This is a genomic window from Mucilaginibacter sp. UYNi724 (genome assembly GCF_054057495.1).
The window spans coordinates 349,459-366,585 of the sequence record NZ_JBSRZI010000003.1 but is presented as its reverse complement, the minus strand read 5'-3'; the positions used below and the strand labels follow the sequence as shown (position 1 = coordinate 366,585).

17 protein-coding genes are annotated in these 17,127 nt (G+C 41.6%); 6 read left to right on the top strand and 11 right to left on the bottom strand.

From position 1 onward, the window contains the following. Positions 1–6 precede the first annotated feature (6 nt). From ACVW0P_RS06990 to ACVW0P_RS06970, 5 genes are read left to right on the top strand one after another with little or no spacing between them, the layout of a single operon-like run. Positions 7–414 (top strand): hypothetical protein, encoded by a 408-nt coding sequence (locus ACVW0P_RS06990; RefSeq protein ID WP_457131434.1) that lies wholly within the window; start codon positions 7–9, stop codon positions 412–414. Further along, entirely contained in the window at positions 404–1,417 is a 1,014-nt protein-coding gene (locus ACVW0P_RS06985) for a BtrH N-terminal domain-containing protein (protein ID WP_457131433.1), read from the top strand. The genes ACVW0P_RS06990 and ACVW0P_RS06985 overlap by 11 nt, the downstream gene beginning before the upstream one ends. Next, entirely contained in the window at positions 1,414–2,163 is a 750-nt protein-coding gene (locus ACVW0P_RS06980) for an ABC transporter ATP-binding protein (RefSeq protein WP_457131432.1), read from the top strand. The genes ACVW0P_RS06985 and ACVW0P_RS06980 overlap by 4 nt, the downstream gene beginning before the upstream one ends. Beyond that, positions 2,156–3,436 carry an ABC transporter permease gene (locus ACVW0P_RS06975; protein ID WP_354429889.1) on the top strand — a complete coding sequence of 427 codons (1,281 nt, stop codon included), beginning with the start codon at positions 2,156–2,158 and terminating at the stop codon, positions 3,434–3,436. The genes ACVW0P_RS06980 and ACVW0P_RS06975 overlap by 8 nt, the downstream gene beginning before the upstream one ends. Before the next feature lie 14 nt (positions 3,437–3,450). After that, positions 3,451–3,714, top strand: a complete 264-nt coding sequence (locus tag ACVW0P_RS06970; RefSeq protein ID WP_354429887.1) for a phosphopantetheine-binding protein — start codon at positions 3,451–3,453, stop codon at positions 3,712–3,714. Here the strand turns inward: ACVW0P_RS06970 and ACVW0P_RS06965 are convergent. The 11 genes from ACVW0P_RS06965 to ACVW0P_RS06915 form a co-directional block, all read right to left on the bottom strand. Continuing rightward, positions 3,707–4,075: a hypothetical protein gene (locus ACVW0P_RS06965; RefSeq protein WP_457131431.1), complete on the bottom strand. Its 369-nt coding sequence runs from the start codon at positions 4,073–4,075 to the stop codon at positions 3,707–3,709. The genes ACVW0P_RS06970 and ACVW0P_RS06965 overlap by 8 nt on opposite strands. Next, positions 4,069–5,133, bottom strand: coding sequence for a beta-ketoacyl synthase chain length factor (locus ACVW0P_RS06960; RefSeq protein ID WP_354429885.1), 1,065 nt, complete (start codon positions 5,131–5,133; stop codon positions 4,069–4,071). The genes ACVW0P_RS06965 and ACVW0P_RS06960 overlap by 7 nt, the downstream gene beginning before the upstream one ends. A 1-nt stretch (position 5,134) precedes the next feature. Beyond that, the gene (locus tag ACVW0P_RS06955) at positions 5,135–6,958 is read right to left on the bottom strand and encodes a beta-ketoacyl synthase N-terminal-like domain-containing protein (RefSeq protein ID WP_457131430.1); all 1,824 of its coding nucleotides are present in this window, start codon (positions 6,956–6,958) and stop codon (positions 5,135–5,137) included. A gap of 7 nt (positions 6,959–6,965) precedes the next feature. Continuing rightward, a complete protein-coding gene (locus ACVW0P_RS06950; RefSeq protein WP_457131429.1) occupies positions 6,966–8,093 on the bottom strand; it encodes a beta-ketoacyl synthase N-terminal-like domain-containing protein in 1,128 nt (375 codons plus the stop codon). Next, entirely contained in the window at positions 8,093–8,506 is a 414-nt protein-coding gene (locus tag ACVW0P_RS06945) for a 3-hydroxyacyl-ACP dehydratase (RefSeq protein WP_354429880.1), read from the bottom strand. Before ACVW0P_RS06945 ends, ACVW0P_RS06950 begins: the two co-directional genes overlap by 1 nt. 8 nt (positions 8,507–8,514) lie before the next feature. Next, positions 8,515–9,243, bottom strand: coding sequence for a 3-oxoacyl-ACP reductase FabG (gene fabG / locus ACVW0P_RS06940; protein ID WP_457131428.1), 729 nt, complete (start codon positions 9,241–9,243; stop codon positions 8,515–8,517). 10 nt (positions 9,244–9,253) lie between these two features. After that, on the bottom strand, positions 9,254–10,804 hold the full coding sequence (locus ACVW0P_RS06935; RefSeq protein ID WP_457131427.1) for an HAL/PAL/TAL family ammonia-lyase: 1,551 nt from the start codon (positions 10,802–10,804) through the stop codon (positions 9,254–9,256). A gap of 114 nt (positions 10,805–10,918) precedes the next feature. After that, positions 10,919–12,196, bottom strand: coding sequence for a phenylacetate--CoA ligase family protein (locus ACVW0P_RS06930; protein ID WP_457131426.1), 1,278 nt, complete (start codon positions 12,194–12,196; stop codon positions 10,919–10,921). Further along, positions 12,193–12,573 (bottom strand): holo-ACP synthase, encoded by a 381-nt coding sequence (gene acpS / locus ACVW0P_RS06925; RefSeq protein WP_457131425.1) that lies wholly within the window; start codon positions 12,571–12,573, stop codon positions 12,193–12,195. Before acpS ends, ACVW0P_RS06930 begins: the two co-directional genes overlap by 4 nt. A 53-nt stretch (positions 12,574–12,626) precedes the next feature. Beyond that, complete coding sequence (locus tag ACVW0P_RS06920; RefSeq protein ID WP_457131424.1) at positions 12,627–13,427, bottom strand: extracellular catalytic domain type 1 short-chain-length polyhydroxyalkanoate depolymerase; 801 nt, start codon at positions 13,425–13,427, stop codon at positions 12,627–12,629. A gap of 542 nt (positions 13,428–13,969) precedes the next feature. After that, positions 13,970–14,659 (bottom strand): VIT1/CCC1 transporter family protein, encoded by a 690-nt coding sequence (locus ACVW0P_RS06915; RefSeq protein WP_457131423.1) that lies wholly within the window; start codon positions 14,657–14,659, stop codon positions 13,970–13,972. A 339-nt stretch (positions 14,660–14,998) separates the two neighbouring features. On the opposite strand from ACVW0P_RS06915, the gene ACVW0P_RS06910 reads away from it, so the two are divergent. Beyond that, complete coding sequence (locus ACVW0P_RS06910) at positions 14,999–16,909, top strand: 7TM diverse intracellular signaling domain-containing protein (RefSeq protein ID WP_457131422.1); 1,911 nt, start codon at positions 14,999–15,001, stop codon at positions 16,907–16,909. Positions 16,910–17,127: the final 218 nt, after the last annotated feature.

The following is a 17,127-nucleotide window of genomic DNA, read 5'->3' as shown; positions in this document are numbered from 1 at the left end:
AGCTAAATGAAAAAGCAAGACGTTCCGCAGGACTTGAGCTCGTTGGGTAAGGTAACCAAAGAGGTATGCTACGCTACTGACGAATCGGGGAAGTACGTGACAGAACTTAGCCGTGGTTGGGATATAAAAATTACCGCGCTGGATACTGCATGGGGCGACGTTGAATTGCGGATTGCGGATGCACGCCAAAAAGTATTGGATAAGCAAGCAAGCCCGATATTGTTTTTTATGGAAAAAGGCTTAATGGATATTGGTATTTTAGCTGGTTATACCGGCTTTTGGAAATGGCAGATAAAACGACACCTAAAACCCAATGTTTTTGCCAAATTACCTCTTGAAAAATTACAAAACTACGCTGAAGTATTTAATGTAAGTGTTGATAATCTTAAAAACATGACTGTACATGGAACTTAGTTTTGAACACTTACAGTCGGCGCACTGCGAAAATGGGGTTACCCGAAGTTTGTTAAACAACATAGGCGTTAGCCAGATAACAGAACCGCTGGCATTTGGCATTGGGTCGGGATTATTCTTCGTTTACATTCCATTACTCAAAATAAACAACGGGCCGGTGATAGCTTTTAGGGTAATGCCCGGATTGATATTTAAACGCACTTGCAAAGCTTTGGGGATTGAGGTTGTTCGAAAAAAGTTTAGCTCGAAGGAAAAAGCAAAAGTATTTTTAGATGAATGCCTTGCCTATGGGCATCCGGTAGGTTGCCAGGTTGGCGTATACTATCTTTCGTATTTCCCTAAAGAATACCGCTTCCACTTTAATGCACATAACCTTATCGTTTATGGGCACGTTGAAGATCATTATCTGATCAGCGATCCCATAATGGAAAATACTACCGCGTTAAGCGATTATGAATTGGAGCGTGTTCGATTTGCTAAAGGGACGCTGGCTCCTAATGGGCAAATCTACTATCCAAAAACCGCGTCCGTTGTTACTAACGACCAAATAAAAAAAGGGATCGTAACCGGAATTAAAAAAACTGCAAACGATATGCTATCGCCAATGCCAATATTGGGCGTAAATGGAATTAGATATACCGCCAACCGTATAAAAAAATGGCGCGACAGCTTGGGCGAAAAAAAATCAGGTTTATACCTTGCACAACTTGTACGCATGCAGGAAGAAATAGGCACCGGTGGCGGCGGTTTCCGTTATATTTATGCTGCGTTTCTGCAAGAGGCCCACGCCTATCACCAGGTCGATGAGTTATTGGAGATCTCAAAAACATTTACCCAATCGGGCGATCTTTGGCGCACTGCTGCTGTACAGGCGGCTGGTATTTTTAAGGGCCGCATTGGCAGCCAGCACGATTTTAATGTAATGGGAGATTATTTATTAGAGATATCCGAAATAGAACGGAGAGCCTTTGTAGCTTTATCTAAAATTAACTGGAAGGAATGAAGCTATCTGCGATAAACATCAGCGATTTAAGCTTTAGCTATCCCGGGCAACTTGTTCCAGTACTGTCAAACTTCGATCTTGAAATAGCCAAAGGCGAGCGATTTGGCTTGTTTGGGCCAAATGGCGCTGGCAAAACGACCCTAATGAATTTGATGACCGGCTTGTTGATTTTCGAAACAGGTAGTATTCAGCTTCTTGGTGTTAAAATCAAAAGCCATCGAAAATTGGCAAATAGGTTATTTGGCTATGTGCCACAAGATTTTTCGTTTTACCAGGAACTTAGCCCGGCCGAAAACCTAGAGTTTTTTGGCGCCTGGTATGGCTTAAGCAGGCAACAAATAAAACTTAGAACAAATGAGTTATTAAATGTTTTAGGATTGGAGGACGTACGAAATAAGCCGGTAGAGAAATTTTCCGGTGGTATGAAAAGGCGGGTGAATTTGGCTATAGGTGTAATGCACAACCCTGAGTTGCTATTTTTAGACGAGCCGACCGTGGGTGTTGATGTGCAAACCCGTTTTGCTATAATTGATTACCTTAAACAATTAAACGAAAGCGGCACCACCCTAATCTACACATCACACCAATTAAGTGAGGCTGAAGGCCTGTGCGAGCGGATAGCACTAATTGATGATGGAAAAATAATTGCTAACGATAACTTGGACGCTTTGTTGGTAAAGCACAAACAACTTGGGCTTGAGGGCCTGTTTTTAAATTTAACGGGCAAAAATTACAGGGATGTTTAAACTTTGGGCTACCATTATTAAGGACATTCGCATACTAACCCGAGACAAGGTTGGAATATTGCTGATGTTCGGCATGCCCATACTTTTGGTAATTATTGTTACCAGCATCCAGAACAGCACGTTCCAATTGATCGATAAAAATAAAATATCGTTATTGATAGCCAATAGAGATACAGGAAGGGTTAGCAAAGAGTTTATTCAATCTATAGATAAAATAGGAATGTTCAAACTCGTCCCGCTCCCAAAAAACGAGAGTAATGCTACAGTAATGGCGCGCATGAAAGGTAAAGATGCGTTGCTTGCCATCATCATCCCAAACAATTTTTCTGTGAAGATGGAAGGAAAGGCGAAAATAATAGCAGATAAAGCACTAAATACCTTTGGTTTGGAGAGTAATAAAACTGACCCCAACGCTGGCGATGTTGGCCCTATAACTTTATATTACCAACCTATACTACAAGAGTCGTTCCGGCGATCTGTCCAAGGTGCCATATATAGCGCGCTACAACTAATTGAAAGTAAGCTAATATTAAAAAATCTATACTTTTCTATAAACGAAAAGCCGTTGCCGGCACGGCTGGAGAACGAATTACTTGATAACAAGATAACAATAAACGAAATACCAGTTTCCAAAAGTGGGAGCCACAGCAACCCCAATGCGTCGCAGCATAATGTGCCTGCGTGGACCCTCTTCGCCATGTTTTTCGTAGTAATTTCCTTAGGTGGAAGCATGGTTCGCGAAAAATTGAGTGGAAGCTTTATCAGACTTAAAACGCTTCCTACTAACTACATGGTTACGCTAATCTCCAAACAAATAACCTACCTCGCAGTTACAATGTTGCAGGCGGCTGTCATATTTGCTATAGGTATTTGGTTATTTCCGTTGATCCATCTACCGGCGCTAAATCTGCCGGTTGATGTTTTTGGATTAGTCATTGTGTCCTTAATATGCGGTTGGTGCGCTGTTAGTTATGCCATTTGTATTGGCGTTTTTGCACATACGCCAGAGCAGGCGAACGGGTTTGGTGCGGTGTCTATCGTTATACTCGCCGCAATTGGTGGATTAATGGTGCCCAGTTTTGCAATGCCCCAATCATTTGCCCTGGTGATGAAGCTTTCACCAATGCATTGGTGCCTTGAAGCTTACTACGGTTTGTTTTTAGAGGGTGGCACACTGAACGATGTTTTGATAAATATTATACCTTTATTGCTGATTACAATATGCCTGCAAGCGTTAAGTATTGCTGGTTTGAAAATGAAAAATTTAATTTGATTAAATAAAGCTAAATGGAAGTTCAAGAATTAAAACAACAATTAAAATTACAAATCATAGAGTTTCTTAACCTGTCGCCTCTAACCTCCGAAGAAATTAAAGACGATGAACCATTATTTGGCGACGGGCTTGGATTGGATTCGATAGATTCGCTTGAACTGATCGTTTTACTCAAAAAAGAGTATGGGATAATTATTCAGGACCCCAAAGAAGGCCGCAAAATATTAGTAGACGTGAACACTATAGTTGATTACATTCATAAAAACAGGACTAAGTAAGCTTCGCGAAAATCGCTTTTAGTTTTAGGCACGCCGAATCGCCGGCCATCATAGCCCCGATGATTTCGACTAATGCATCTATTTTTTTATAGTTGATAATAACCTTTAAACAATTAATTATAGTTGGATCTACCTGTATTAAAAATTTAATGCTGCTTGCCTTTTTTAGTATTAATTGTTCGCCGAGAGCTTCTTGCAAAACCTCTTTTATTATTTGCAGCATACAGGCACCCGGCAAAACCGGGTGGCCTGGAAAATGGCCTTCAAATATCCTATCATCTGCATTAATCATAACCGCAGCTTCAATTACCGTTTCTTGGCGTGCTATTGTAGTGATAGCAAAAAGGCTGTTTTTCAACATGTAGATACCAACATTAGTGAATGATATAAGTTGAGGTAGTGATTATAAATAAGTATCGTTTTGGGCCTGATGTTTTCAGCCCCAGCTTCCAATACTGAAGCGGGCACCTTTCCGCTTTTAATAATGTTGGCAGCCAGCCAAAGAGCGAAAGCAGACGAGGTTGGATATTCGCCACATAGATGCTTGTAATTTGCTCTGGCGCAATTGTTAAAAATGGTGTTCGCTAATTGATTGTAGCCCGCATCATTTTTAAGATCGCCGTTTTTTCCGGTTATTACCAGGTCAACCTGAGCAATACTTAAATTATAGGTCTTTAAAAATGCTACTATGCGTGCTTCTATATCTTCTATGTCTGTCGGTTTATAGAAATTTTGAAATCCTGTTAACTCCGCCATGTTAACGGCAGATGGCTTATCGCTCAACAAAACAAAGGCGGCACCTTCGCCTCCAATAGTACCTGTAGACTTGGTTTTATACAGCGATAAATTTGAAACGGGAAACCTTTTATATAAGCCGAGCCTTGTCAAAATAGTATAACTAACATCCGTCATTTCGTCGGTACCGCCAACCAGCACATTATCAGCCTCGCCTTCGTTCAATAACATTATACCATCAAGTAACGCGCTTTCAAACGAAATCCCTTTGTGTACGAAAGTGTTATTGTAGCTATGGCATTTTAGCATTAAGGCAATTTGCGCTGCAACTGTATTATGGGTTGATTGAATAAATGCCGTCGGCGGAAGCATTTCTTCATCCATATCAATCATCCTGGTTAAAAACGTCACCGTATCTTCCAGGCAGCCATAAGCTGTACCGGTTATTACGGCACCCGGCATAGTTATTTCGCCATTTCGTAAACATTCTATAGCTGCCCCCACACCCATTTTAATCATGTGGCTCATTCTCCTGGTAAGTTTCGGGTCGAGATAGGCAGAGTAATCCGGCTCAATTGCCTTTAATCGTGTATCATTATATTCAACCGGGTTGGTAAGCAAATCGTCTTGGTGCAATGTTTTTTGCGGTGAAATGCAGGCGGCCGAGCGGATATAAATTTTCATATTAAATTTTAGAAAATATTAATGATGAACAATTACCGCCAAAACCAAACGAATTAGACATAACGTGGCTAACTGCCTCCCCTTTTTTGAACCGTGTTTCGGGCTCAAATGAAAACTCGTGCATGCGTGTTTCGAACCGCAGGTTTGGATAAATTAGCCCATGTTTTATAGCCAATACAGAAAATACAGCTTCGATACCCCCGCTGGCTCCGAGAGTGTGCCCTGTAAATGATTTGGTAGAGCTAATAGGCGGATAATGGGGATCAAACAAACGTTTAACGGCTGTTCCTTCGGCATTGTCGTTATTTGGCGTACCCGTTCCATGAAGATTGATATAATCAATATCAGATGTTGTTAATCCCGCCTTTTCTAAAGCCCCCTTCATAGCCAGGTATGAGCCAGTTCCCTCAGGCGACGACGCTGTTTGATGGAAAGCATCGTTACTGTTATTATATCCGCTCAATTTGCAGTAAGCAGAACGGTTTAATGTTTTCATCACTTTTTCAGAAACCAATACAACATACCCGGCACCCTCACCTAAATTTAAGCCGCGCCGATTTTCATCAAAGGGTTTACAAAATTCCTTATCTAATATCATTAGGGTGTTAAAGCCATTGAGTGTGAATTTTGTTAAAGCATCTGCCCCGCCTGCTACCACTATATCTACCACATCATTTCTGATGAGTCTCGCTCCATAAAATATGGCATTAGCCGATGACGAACAAGCGGTGCTAATGGTGGTCATATAATCTTTTATCCCTAGTTGGTTTGCCACAACTTCTGTCATGCTGCCGCATTCGTGATCAAAAACATTTTTAAGCTTTCCTTTGCTGTTATCGGCAATAAAATCGATAAAAAAATCCTCACTCTTATCCATTCCGCCCACGGTATTGGCCGAAACAAAGCCAACGCGCAATGTTTCTATGCCGGGAACCGCAGCGTCCTTCAGCGCCTCTTTGGCAGCAGTTAAGCTTAACAAGGTAGTTCGGCTCATTGACACCTCCATGCCATTCATATCAGCAAGTTCTACGTTCGTCATTTTTACTTCGGCTACAGGCACTTTGCCCGCATGTACGGTATTTAAATGCGTAATATCAGCCATCCCCGCCTCGCCTTTCTCAAAGGATGATAAGCAATCGGCAACATTATTGCCGATTGCAGTAATAACTCCAATACCAGCTATAAACACGTCTTGCAGGGGCTTTTTATTCTCAAATATCTTAGTCACTTTTTCTTTTGTAAACAGCGGCACATCGCCAGTTTTTACTTTTTCTATCAAAAATAATGCAGCTTTGTATTCCTTGCCGAGCAATTCAACCCAGCCGCAAATACAAGCCTGTAAAACGTCATCATCAAGCAGCTTACCAACGTAATTTGTGATGAAATCGGCATCAAAATCTTCCGCGATAAAAAAGGCGTCTTCGCCCTTAAAGTGATTACGAATACATATTTCGCCGGTTACAATATTGGGAAGTGTATAAACAAATAACGATGGACTAGCACCGTCAGCTACGCTTTTTAAATATCGCTGGTCGGTATCCAAACTCGAATTTCGATTTGACAAGATAACGCCAATATCTTCGGGCCTATATTTTGTTTTATCAAAACCCCCACTTAACAGTATTTCGGATGCGAGCCAACCTAACTTGTTCAGGTTATCCATTTTATAATACCTGGCGTAGTTGGTATCCAGCGTTTTATAAACGGCGTTCAAAAATACCGGAACATCCGTAGCAGCCTGCTCTGAAAATAAAACAGCGCCGTTTTTGTAAACCGTATGGTTACTGATAATACAACTCGACGTAATATAGTTATCCTGTTTCAAAACCTTTTTATTTTTTGCTGAATATTACGGCGGCATTACATCCGCCAAAACCTGAGGCCGTTTTAAGACAGTTTTGATAATGTCCACTCAATAATTCGGTGCAAATATTTAAGCTATTGGTTGTGCCGGTTTCCTCGAAACCTAACGAAGGAACCATAATATTTTGCTTTAATGATTGTATGGCGATAATGGACTCTATTAAACCCGCGGCTCCCAGTGTATGCCCATAATAGCCTTTTAAACTATTTAAAGGTATGTATTGCATATTGGCAAGGGTTATGGCTTTGGCTTCCATTTCATCGTTATATACGGTGGCTGTACCATGCGCCGAAATAAAATCGATATCGGTGTTACTCAAATTTGCCTCAGCAAGCGATTTGGTGATTGCCTGTTTAAGTTCTTCGCCCGTGCGTGATGGGGCCGAAATATGATTAGCATCGTTACTTACAGCGCCACCAGTCACTTTAACGTCATCGCCGCTATTTTGATGTGCAGATAAAATCATGGTAGCGGCACCTTCGCCCAACGTAATGCCATCACGACGAATGTCAAAAGGTTTGCACGGGCCTGAACTGATGGCTTGAAATGACCCAAAACCTGAAAGAATAAACTTCGAGATCTCATCGGCCCCGGCAATTACTACATTGTCATATTCGCCCGATAGTATTAATCGCTTCCCGGTAATAATACCCATTAAACCAGATATACAGGCATTGGAAATAACCAAAGGTGGGCCGGTAAAACCAAAATGATCTGCTATCAATTTAGCTGACGCGGACAAAGAAATACGCTGCAACGCCGGGGCATTGTCCCCTGTCTCTAATAGGCTAATATTGCCCTTAGTTGAGCAAATAATTAGAGCTGTTCTGTAAGCTAAATTGCAGGGATACTGCTTAAGCGCATCTGTTATGGATGCGATGATCAGCCGTTCAAATTTAGTGCAATGCATGCTCCCCGCCATTAAGATAGCTTCATTACCATCAAACAGAGACGCATAGAATGGCTCGTCAGCAAGCAGCTTATTATGATGTTTCCGGATGCCCGTTGTACCGGCTTTGAGGCGCTCAAAATTATCGGCGGTGGTAGCACCAATTGGCGATAAAATATTATCGCCAGTAATAAAAACATCTGCCATTATTGATCAATATAAACGTTCATTTCACATTGTGCAACAAGGTTGCCGTTAGATCTTACAACCCCCGAAATGATGGTTGCGTTAAGCACTTTTTCTACTATGCGCACATCGGTTATTAATTTGTCGGCAACACGGGGCAAGTCAAAAACCTCAAAATTCTTTACAGACCCAATAAATCCTTTACCTATCACTTTGTTTTTAATCGAATTGTGGTACCCTAAGCCCGCAGCGGCCGTCTGCGCCATATTTTCCATAAGGCCGCCGTCAGTAAACCGGCCGTCTACAACCAACGCATTTTCGGCGCTAACCGTGAAGGCAGTTTGCGTGCCCGTGCCATCTGCGTAAAGCAACTCATCAACCATTACAAACGGTGGTTTTTGAGGGATAAATAACAAAATTTCCGGGTAGGTCATCTCAAATTTTAAGAATACAACCCTCCGTTTACAGACAGCACCTGGCCGGTAATATACGATGCATCAGCGGAGGCCAAAAATCCCACTGCGGACGCAACTTCTTGGGCTGTGCCAAACCTGTTTACAGGTATTGATCGTTTGAGTTCCTTTTCATCGAGATCCGCGGTCATATCAGTTTTTATAAAACCGGGGGCAACCGCATTCACGGTGATCCCGCTTCGGCCAACTTCTTGTGCCAAGGCTTTGGTAGCACCAATAATACCTGCTTTAGCTGCTGAGTAATTAGTTTGACCAGGCAAGCCTTTTAATCCTGATAAGGATACAATATTGATCACCCGCCCATACCTGTTCATCATCATGCCATCCAATAACATGCGGGTAACAAAAAAGAAAGCGTCAACACCCGTATGCATCACATTATCCCACTGTTCATCGGTCATCCAAGCCATCAGGCTATCATCTCTAACGCCGGCATTGTTCACCAATAACTCTATCACATTTTCGGGGTTATCTTTTATCCAACCACTCAAAACACTCTTTATTTCAGCTCTGTTTACCACATCAAATTGCAGTAACACCCCGGTACCACCACTTTGCTCTATCTGCAAAAGAGTTTGTTGCGCTTCAGGTGCATTGCTTTTATAATTTACCAGTACATGGTAACCCATAGAGGCAAATTTAAGGCAAATTGCCCTGCCTATCCCTCTTGATCCTCCAGTAACTAATGCAGTTTTCATCTTACCAAGTTTAAGATTTAATTGAAATTGCAGGGTGGTTTGTTTCAAGGAACAGCCGTACCGCCTCCATTTCTTTATATTTCGGCTGATCTTCAATAAATTTAGGAAACATCTCACGAACCTGGTTATACAACTCCAGTGTTTTTGGCGAGAGTTTTTGCTGGCAATTTAAGTGATCAATCGCTTGCGCTATGGTCATTAGTTGTATGCCCAACACCGCAAATGTATTATCTATAACTTTTTTTGTCATTAACGCGGCGTTGCACCCCATGCTTACTATATCCTGATTATCATTATTATTAGGGATACTATGAACATACATCGGGAACGACAATGTTTGGTTTTCGGCAACGGTTGATGTTGCTGTAAACTGCATTCCCTGCATACCGAAGTTTAAACCTAAAACACCAAGATTTATAAACGGTGGAAATTTTTGATTTAGCTTATCATTCAACAAGTAATTTAGCTGGCGCTCTGCCAGCATGGACAATTTAGTAATGGCGATCTTTAGCTTATCCATCTCAAGCGATACATAATCGCCATGAAAATTGCCTCCGTGGAAAATATTTTGATTAACATGATCCACTACCGGATTATCGTTAACAGAATTCAGCTCATTCACCAATACGTTTTCGGCATTAATTATGGTATCATATATTGGGCCCAGAACCTGCGTAACACAACGGAGCGAGTAATACTCTTGCACCTTATCTTCAAAAACATCATGTTTTATTCCATCTGCATGGTACAAATGTTTTGAGCGGCTTCGTATCATTTTACTACCCTCTAAAATATCGCGTAGCATTGCCGCTACCTTGTTTTGGCCTATGTGATGCTTAACAACGTTTAATTGTTGTGAGTAATGATCATCATATGCCTCAACTACCTCGTTGGTCATTGCCGAAAGCATTGCCGACCAACCCAATAGTTTCTGCGCTTGTATAATGTTCACCAGGCCGATGCCCGTCATTGCCGATGTTCCATTGATAGTTGCCAAACCTTCGCGGATATGAATGGACAAAGGTTTAATGCCGAGGCTTTTAAATACGTCGGCAGTGGGGCGTAAGCAGTCTTCGTATATCACCTCACCTTCGCCTATGAGCACCAAACCCAAATGGGCTAACTGAACCAGGTCGCCGCTGGCGCCCACACCTCCGTGTTCGTAAATACATGGCGTTACATTTTTATTGATCAGATCGCGAAGTAGTTCCACGATATCATGATGTATACCCGAAAAGCCCTGCATTAAACTGTTCAACCGCGCCACCATCAACGCTTTTACAAGTAACGGAGATAAAAGCACCCCGCTGCCCGAACTATGGCTGCGAATCAAATTATATTGCAGCTGCAATAAATTCTCTTCACTTACTTTGTATTGGGCCATTGGCCCAAAGCCCGTATTTATACCATAAATAAGTTTGTTAGACGAAAATTGCTGGAGAAACTCAAAGTTGGTGTTTATCTTTTCTAAAGCAGCTTCGGGTAGGGTAATAGCTTTGTTCTTGAATAGGACGTCAGAGAGGTCATTTAAAGTAAGGACGCTTTGTCCAATTGGTATCATAGGCTAATTATGTTAGTTCAAAAGCATCTACCATCAAATATAGGTTTTTGTTTATTCAATCGGTGGTTTATAATCCCGTTGACGGTCAAAACTTAGGTAGATGTTGTTATACGTTCAAATTCTTTTATCAAAAAACTTAGTTATTTTTCGGCCAGTTTCCTGGTCCTGCATTTTTTTTAGTTGTTCATAAGTTACATATTCTACATGGGGGCTAACCCTTAGGCGGGCCTGCAGATAAGCCCTTATCCCGTTATCACAGGCTTTGGTCGTGTTAAGCGGCACTATATACAGCAACACTTCGTCCATCCCTATCTCGTTTGAGTAAACTTCAACAACAAAATCAAGAACATCTTCAATCTCGGTAAGCAAGTCGAATAACGCAGGGGGGTAAAGCGTGGTGCCCTTAAATTTGATCATCTGCCTTTTCCGCCCAATGACGGACGATAAACGCAAACTGTTGCGGCCGCAGGCGCAGGCGTCGTCAAAATACATACAAATATCGCCTGTTTTATATCGTAGTAAAGGCATGCCTTCAACACCTAAAGTTGTAATGGTAACTTCGCCGGGCGTATTGGGAGGTACTTGTTGATCATTATCATCAAGTAGCTCAACAATAAGCAACTCAGGTTGCAAATGGCCGCCATTACCGGCGCTACATTCTGTAAACGCGGTTTGCATTTCTGTTGAAGCATATGTGGAATATAGTTGAATATCCCAAACCTCGGTTATCTTTTTCCCCAGAACGTTATAGCTGAAGTCGGCATTACGAATATTTTCGCCGATACAGATCGCTTTCTTTACCGACGACCTATTGATATCTATATTGTTATCCCGGGCAAATTGAATGAGTTTTAAAATAAATGAGGGAACTGCCACAATACCCGTAGGTTTTAAACGCTCTATAGTTTCCCATTGCAAGGACGGAACGCCCGGACCTAACCGGATAATGCCCGCGCCCAATTTGCGTAAACCCGAGTAGTAAGCTATCCCTGCCATAAACTGCCTATCCAGCGTCAGCATCAACTGATAAATATCGCTGGCCGATCCATCGGCGCACACAAACGAATTATATTCATTCAGCGTCAGCCTACGTAAGTCGCTCTCAGTAAGCGCAATTATAACAGGACTGCCTAACGTGCCAGATGTGGACGCGTACTCAATGATCTTATCGCTATTTACACATAAAAAGTCATCATTCCGTCGCTGTAAATCTTCCTTGGTTGTAGTTGGCAGCGCCGAAAGATCTGCAATGGTTTTAATATTGGAAACGTCTACCGCATTTTTAGCGAACAATTCCTTGTAAAAAGGTGAGTGTTGGTTAACGTACTGTAGCAGTTGCTTCAGTTTTTGCTCTTGTACTATTACGAAGCTATCTAATGTAGACGAACTCATTCTGCTATTTCTATTATAACTACTGCCGAAGCCATCGATTTGGTGTGAGACAAAGAAACCAAAATTTTAGCAATGCGTTGTCCGCTCAGCGTTTTTTGTGTTTGGCCTGTTAAAATCAAATCCGGTTTGCCCGAGAGATCATTTATCACTTCTACTTCGTTAAAGCTGGTGTGGTCTGCCCAGCCGGTTCCCAACGCCTTAAAAAATGCTTCTTTGGCAGCAAAACGAGCAGCGTAATGTTCAAATTTATTTGTTTTTAATTCGCAATAAGTTATTTCGCGTTCGGAGAATACCAGTTCTTTAAATCCATTGGTTTTTATCAACTTTTGAGCAATACGTTCAACGTCCACAAGATCTGTCCCTACTCCTTTAAGCATAATTGGATTTGATAATACTAAATTTCCGCCTTGGCTAAATTAACCAAACCAGTTTAATTTAGTTTATATTGCTTAAAAAAATCCCAAATTACCTGGCAGGCATCTAAATTTTTTGTGGTTTTTCCTACAATAAATCTGGGCAGGTACTGCCAACCGCCGGGCCAAGTGTGCCCGCCATTATTAATGGTGTAACCTACAACTTTAACCCCATTATTTGGATTGCTGTATTCTTCTTTAACAATGCTGGTTCCGTCATTTGCCGTATCGGGTAAACTACTAACAACGGGTGTCGACGAACACTTGTCAATTGTGGCCCATAACTTAATTACCCGATCTTGTGAATATGTTAGCCGGCCAAAAAACTTACCTCCTTTATTTGAAAAAACCGGGTCTTTGGTTCCGTGCATGTATATTACCGGCATTGGCTTTACCGGCGCATAGCCTTCATTTTCGTTCATACTACCCGCCACAACCGCAATCGCCGCAATCCGGTTGCTCAGTTGGCACGCAAGGCGCGAAGTCATAAACCCTCCATTAGATATACCTGTAACGTAAACACGTTGCGGGTCGGCATGGTATGTTTTGACCATGTAGGTGATGAGTTGATCTATGAATTTAACATCATCAATACCTTTATTATTACGCCCTTCATGCCATATGTGTTTTGATGCAGGGCAAACAACAATAAATTTATCTTTATCTGCCAATCGCCTGAAATCAGCTAAATGAAACTGCCCCTTTGGTGTTGCAAAGCCTCCATGCAACGAAATAACCAAGGGCATTTTTATAATTTCTTTCTTGGCCGTTTGTGGAATGTACCTTACGTACGCGCGTTCGATGCCGTTAACATCCATGCTTTCTCGTTTTTGATCGCCATTGTACTTATTCGGATTATTAAAAAACAAACACAGCGATAAAAGAATACAATTCATTAGAATAAGTTTTTCTTATTACATACTGTAAAAAACGCCATTTAGTTTTAACATAGATTTAATTTAAACAATATCATGCAAACACGGTTATGCTTATATAATTTATATCGCAACAAATGAAAACCTTTAAAGTATTGATTTTGGCCTTTGTGGCTATGTTTGTTTTTACTAAGGCCGATGCGCAATTGAGATTACCACCACCACCGCCCCATCCGCCTCTACCGCATATAAGTTTACATCTAAAACGCCCACCTGCTCCACCACGCCGTAGGCCACCGGCAGTTGTACTGCATCGCCGCCGAATAAGAGTTTATCATCATAATTAATGATACAATAAATCCCGTCATTAAAATAATTTCGTTGGCGACTGTAACGAAGGCGGGAACACCGCTTAACCTTACTGACTTTCGCGCAAGTTCAGCATCGGCCAGGGTCTTTATATTTACATAAAAGTTCCACCGCTATTAGTTACCATTGATAAGCTTTGCCATAGCAAATGCAGCGCCTGCCGCCAGCGCGCCAATAATCACCACTTTAAAAGCACCGCTTATAGCACGTTGCCCTGTTAACTTACTTTTAAAATAGCCAAAAATAAATAGGCTTATCAAGGTAACTATGCAGGAGTAGTATAATGCTGTTTGAGTACTCTCAACTAAAATGTAGGGCGAAAGAGGTATTACACCGCCTACTATATAGGATAATCCAATAGTAATTGCACTTTTTGTAGCGCGGTTGGCGTGGGGTTCCTCAAGGCCTAATTCATAACGCATCATAAAATCAACCCACTTATCTTTATCTTTTGCCATTTCATTGGCAATTTGTTGTTGCAGGGTTTCGGATAATCCGAAACCAGCAAAAACCTCTTTCACCTCGGCTTTTTCTTGCTCGGGCACACGGTCTACTTCATCATATTCCCGCTTTAATTCAGAATTGTAATGATCCACTTCGGTACGGCCTGCCAAAAAGCCACCTAAACCCATTGCGATAGACCCGGCAACAATCTCGGCGATACCGGCCGTAACAACGATAGTCGACGAACTTATGGCGCCACTTAAACCGGCAGCAAGCGCGAATGGTACTGTTAAACCATCGGACATGCCTATTACTATATCCCTGATCGTTTCTGAGCCGGTAACATGATGTTCTTTATGCATTTCTTGTAAATCAGATGGTATCCAAGCAGATAAAATGTAATTTTATCTAAAGATAGACTGAAAATCTGATTTCATTCTGAACTAAGACATATAAAAATAATGAAGGTCCACTATGCTAATTTAGTTGACTCTATAGTTTTATGTCTAAAGAAATTTTATGCTATTTATATTATAAGCATCATCTTACATTTAATGAAGGCCGGTTACTTTTTGCATATTAAATCTATTGTGACCTATGAATTGTAATAAAATCATTAGATTGCTTTTCGAATTATAAACCTGCTTTTGCTGGCCTGCCCGGGCGCAAAAGCAAAACAGCTACAACATACCTACTTTAGCATGTATATAGTTTACCCTGGCTTTCTATGCCTTGTTTTTTTATTGAACGGCTGTTTAACTCCGCTTAAAGCGCAGGTGGCTATCCCCGTGACCGATACTGCAAAGCAGCACGTATTCCGGTACGGCGAAATACAATATTATATAGAGCATGGCAACCAGTTAAACATCAATCGGGTTAGCGGCCCCGCTTTTAATAACAAGTTCAAACCCAATCTTAATCCTACCCCGCAGCTAAACGATATTAATGCGACCTATTGGTACCGCATTACGCTCGATCAATCTATCGCCACAAAGAACAATTGGATCCTGGAGTTTTTTGATCAAACCATCGATAGTATCACCGTTTATTCGCCGGCTGCTCACAACAGGTATGCGGTAAAGCAACTGGGCAGTAACCGCCCATTCTCTGACCGCGTATACAGCCATAAAAACTTCGGACTTAACCTTGATGACGATCTTAGGCAAAGGAATACATATTACTTTCGCCTGCGCTCCAACCAGTCTGCTAATGTTATTATCGTGCTGCGGTCTGTAAACTGGTTTATAAGCTATGCGCTTGACGAGTATTTCTTCTTCGGGATATTCTACGGTATGATTTTGGTCTTTGGCCTCTATAACTCTATGATGTTCATTGCCATGCGGCAACGGCAATACCTTTATTACATAGCTTATAACCTAAGCATAGGCCTTTATGAAATGTGTACCGACGGTATTGCTTACCAATATTTGTGGCAAATGGCCCCCGCATGGAACCATTATGCTTATGGAATAGCACTATTTTTGGCCAGTATATTCGCCACCCTTTTTGCGCAAAGCCTGCTCAATTTAAAAGAGCGTGCCCCGCACTACAATAAAATCATAACGGGTATACTCCTGGCGCGGTGCCTGTTTTTTATTGCATGCCTGCTTATCAACAAGGCTTGGTTCGAATACAAAATCATAGAATTGATTCCTTTGTCTGCCTCGTATGCGGCAGGGTGGTATGTATTATATAAAGGTTACAGGCCGGCGCGTTTCTTTGTGATCGGCTATAGCTTCCTGTTTTTCGGTTTTGTTATAAAAACGCTTATTGCTTTAAATCTTTGGTGGTTGCCGGTTACCGCTATTAATTTTTACAGCCTTAGCTTTTGTTTCATTATGGAAATGCTGTTCATTACTTTCGCCATTGGCGACCGCTTGCGCCTGCTAAAGCGCGAAAAAGACCAGGCACAGGAGCGCATGATCAGGCAACTGCAAAAGAACGAGGAATTGAAAGACATGCTTAACAGGAGCTTGGAAGAGCAAGTTGCCGTTCGCACAAAAGAGATCCTGGACCAAACATCGGTAATTGCGACACAGAATACGAAACTTACCGAGGTGAATAAGCTACTGCAAGAACAGGCCGGGGAGATCTCCAGGATGAACGTTTTACTGGAAACGGACAATATTTTACTATACAACAATATTGAAAAAATAACACATGACCGGGTTATGCTCACTGACGTTGGTTTTGAAGAGTTTAGCAAAATTTACCCGGATAGAGATACCTGTTTCAAATTCCTGGCTGAAATCAAATGGGTCAATGGGTACGCCTGCAAAAAATGCCCGAACGATCACTATGGTAACGGGCACCAGCCTTATAGCCGCCGATGTTCTAAATGCGGGTACGAGGAATCGGTTATCGCTTATACTATTCTGCAAAACACCCGTATACCCATCAACAAAGCATTTTATATTATCTTCCTGATGTACTCCACAAAAGGCCAGATCTCCTCGCATAAATTATCTGAGTTACTCGCTATCCGGCAAAGTACCTGCTGGGCGTACAGCACGCGTATCAAAAAGGCGATGGATGGTATGAAAAAAGAACTGCGTAACGCTGGTAGTAAGGGCTGGAGTAAACTTGTTATAGATACATCGGCAGCAGAATAATTACATAAATTAAAGTTTTTGGGATGCGCCGGTTCCTCTGATAGCGCGCAACCCGAAAACACTTTCCTTACGAAATTAAAAAATCGCCGCAACTTTATTTATCTAATAGTTAAGTTGGTGTATGATTTACAACTTTTTCCGCTATAATTAATTGCGACGAAAGCGTATCAACACTTTTTTTTATTTCTTATCAATAGTGCTTTAAATCGTTTAAAGAT

What these genes read in the sequence shown, in the direction of transcription:
- ACVW0P_RS06990 (WP_457131434.1), top strand. Translation starts at nt 7, where the DNA reads ATGAAAAAGCAAGACGTTCCGCAGGACTTGAGCTCGTTGGGTAAGGTA.
- ACVW0P_RS06985 (WP_457131433.1), top strand. Translation starts at nt 404, where the DNA reads ATGGAACTTAGTTTTGAACACTTACAGTCGGCGCACTGCGAAAATGGG.
- ACVW0P_RS06980 (WP_457131432.1), top strand. Translation starts at nt 1,414, where the DNA reads ATGAAGCTATCTGCGATAAACATCAGCGATTTAAGCTTTAGCTATCCC.
- ACVW0P_RS06975 (WP_354429889.1), top strand. Translation starts at nt 2,156, where the DNA reads ATGTTTAAACTTTGGGCTACCATTATTAAGGACATTCGCATACTAACC.
- ACVW0P_RS06970 (WP_354429887.1), top strand. Translation starts at nt 3,451, where the DNA reads ATGGAAGTTCAAGAATTAAAACAACAATTAAAATTACAAATCATAGAG.
- ACVW0P_RS06965 (WP_457131431.1), bottom strand. Translation starts at nt 4,075, where the DNA reads ATGTTGAAAAACAGCCTTTTTGCTATCACTACAATAGCACGCCAAGAA.
- ACVW0P_RS06960 (WP_354429885.1), bottom strand. Translation starts at nt 5,133, where the DNA reads ATGAAAATTTATATCCGCTCGGCCGCCTGCATTTCACCGCAAAAAACA.
- ACVW0P_RS06950 (WP_457131429.1), bottom strand. Translation starts at nt 8,093, where the DNA reads ATGGCAGATGTTTTTATTACTGGCGATAATATTTTATCGCCAATTGGT.
- ACVW0P_RS06945 (WP_354429880.1), bottom strand. Translation starts at nt 8,506, where the DNA reads ATGACCTACCCGGAAATTTTGTTATTTATCCCTCAAAAACCACCGTTT.
- fabG (WP_457131428.1), bottom strand. Translation starts at nt 9,243, where the DNA reads ATGAAAACTGCATTAGTTACTGGAGGATCAAGAGGGATAGGCAGGGCA.
- ACVW0P_RS06935 (WP_457131427.1), bottom strand. Translation starts at nt 10,804, where the DNA reads ATGATACCAATTGGACAAAGCGTCCTTACTTTAAATGACCTCTCTGAC.
- ACVW0P_RS06930 (WP_457131426.1), bottom strand. Translation starts at nt 12,196, where the DNA reads ATGAGTTCGTCTACATTAGATAGCTTCGTAATAGTACAAGAGCAAAAA.
- acpS (WP_457131425.1), bottom strand. Translation starts at nt 12,573, where the DNA reads ATGCTTAAAGGAGTAGGGACAGATCTTGTGGACGTTGAACGTATTGCT.
- ACVW0P_RS06920 (WP_457131424.1), bottom strand. Translation starts at nt 13,427, where the DNA reads ATGGATGTTAACGGCATCGAACGCGCGTACGTAAGGTACATTCCACAA.
- ACVW0P_RS06915 (WP_457131423.1), bottom strand. Translation starts at nt 14,659, where the DNA reads ATGCATAAAGAACATCATGTTACCGGCTCAGAAACGATCAGGGATATA.
- ACVW0P_RS06910 (WP_457131422.1), top strand. Translation starts at nt 14,999, where the DNA reads ATGTATATAGTTTACCCTGGCTTTCTATGCCTTGTTTTTTTATTGAAC.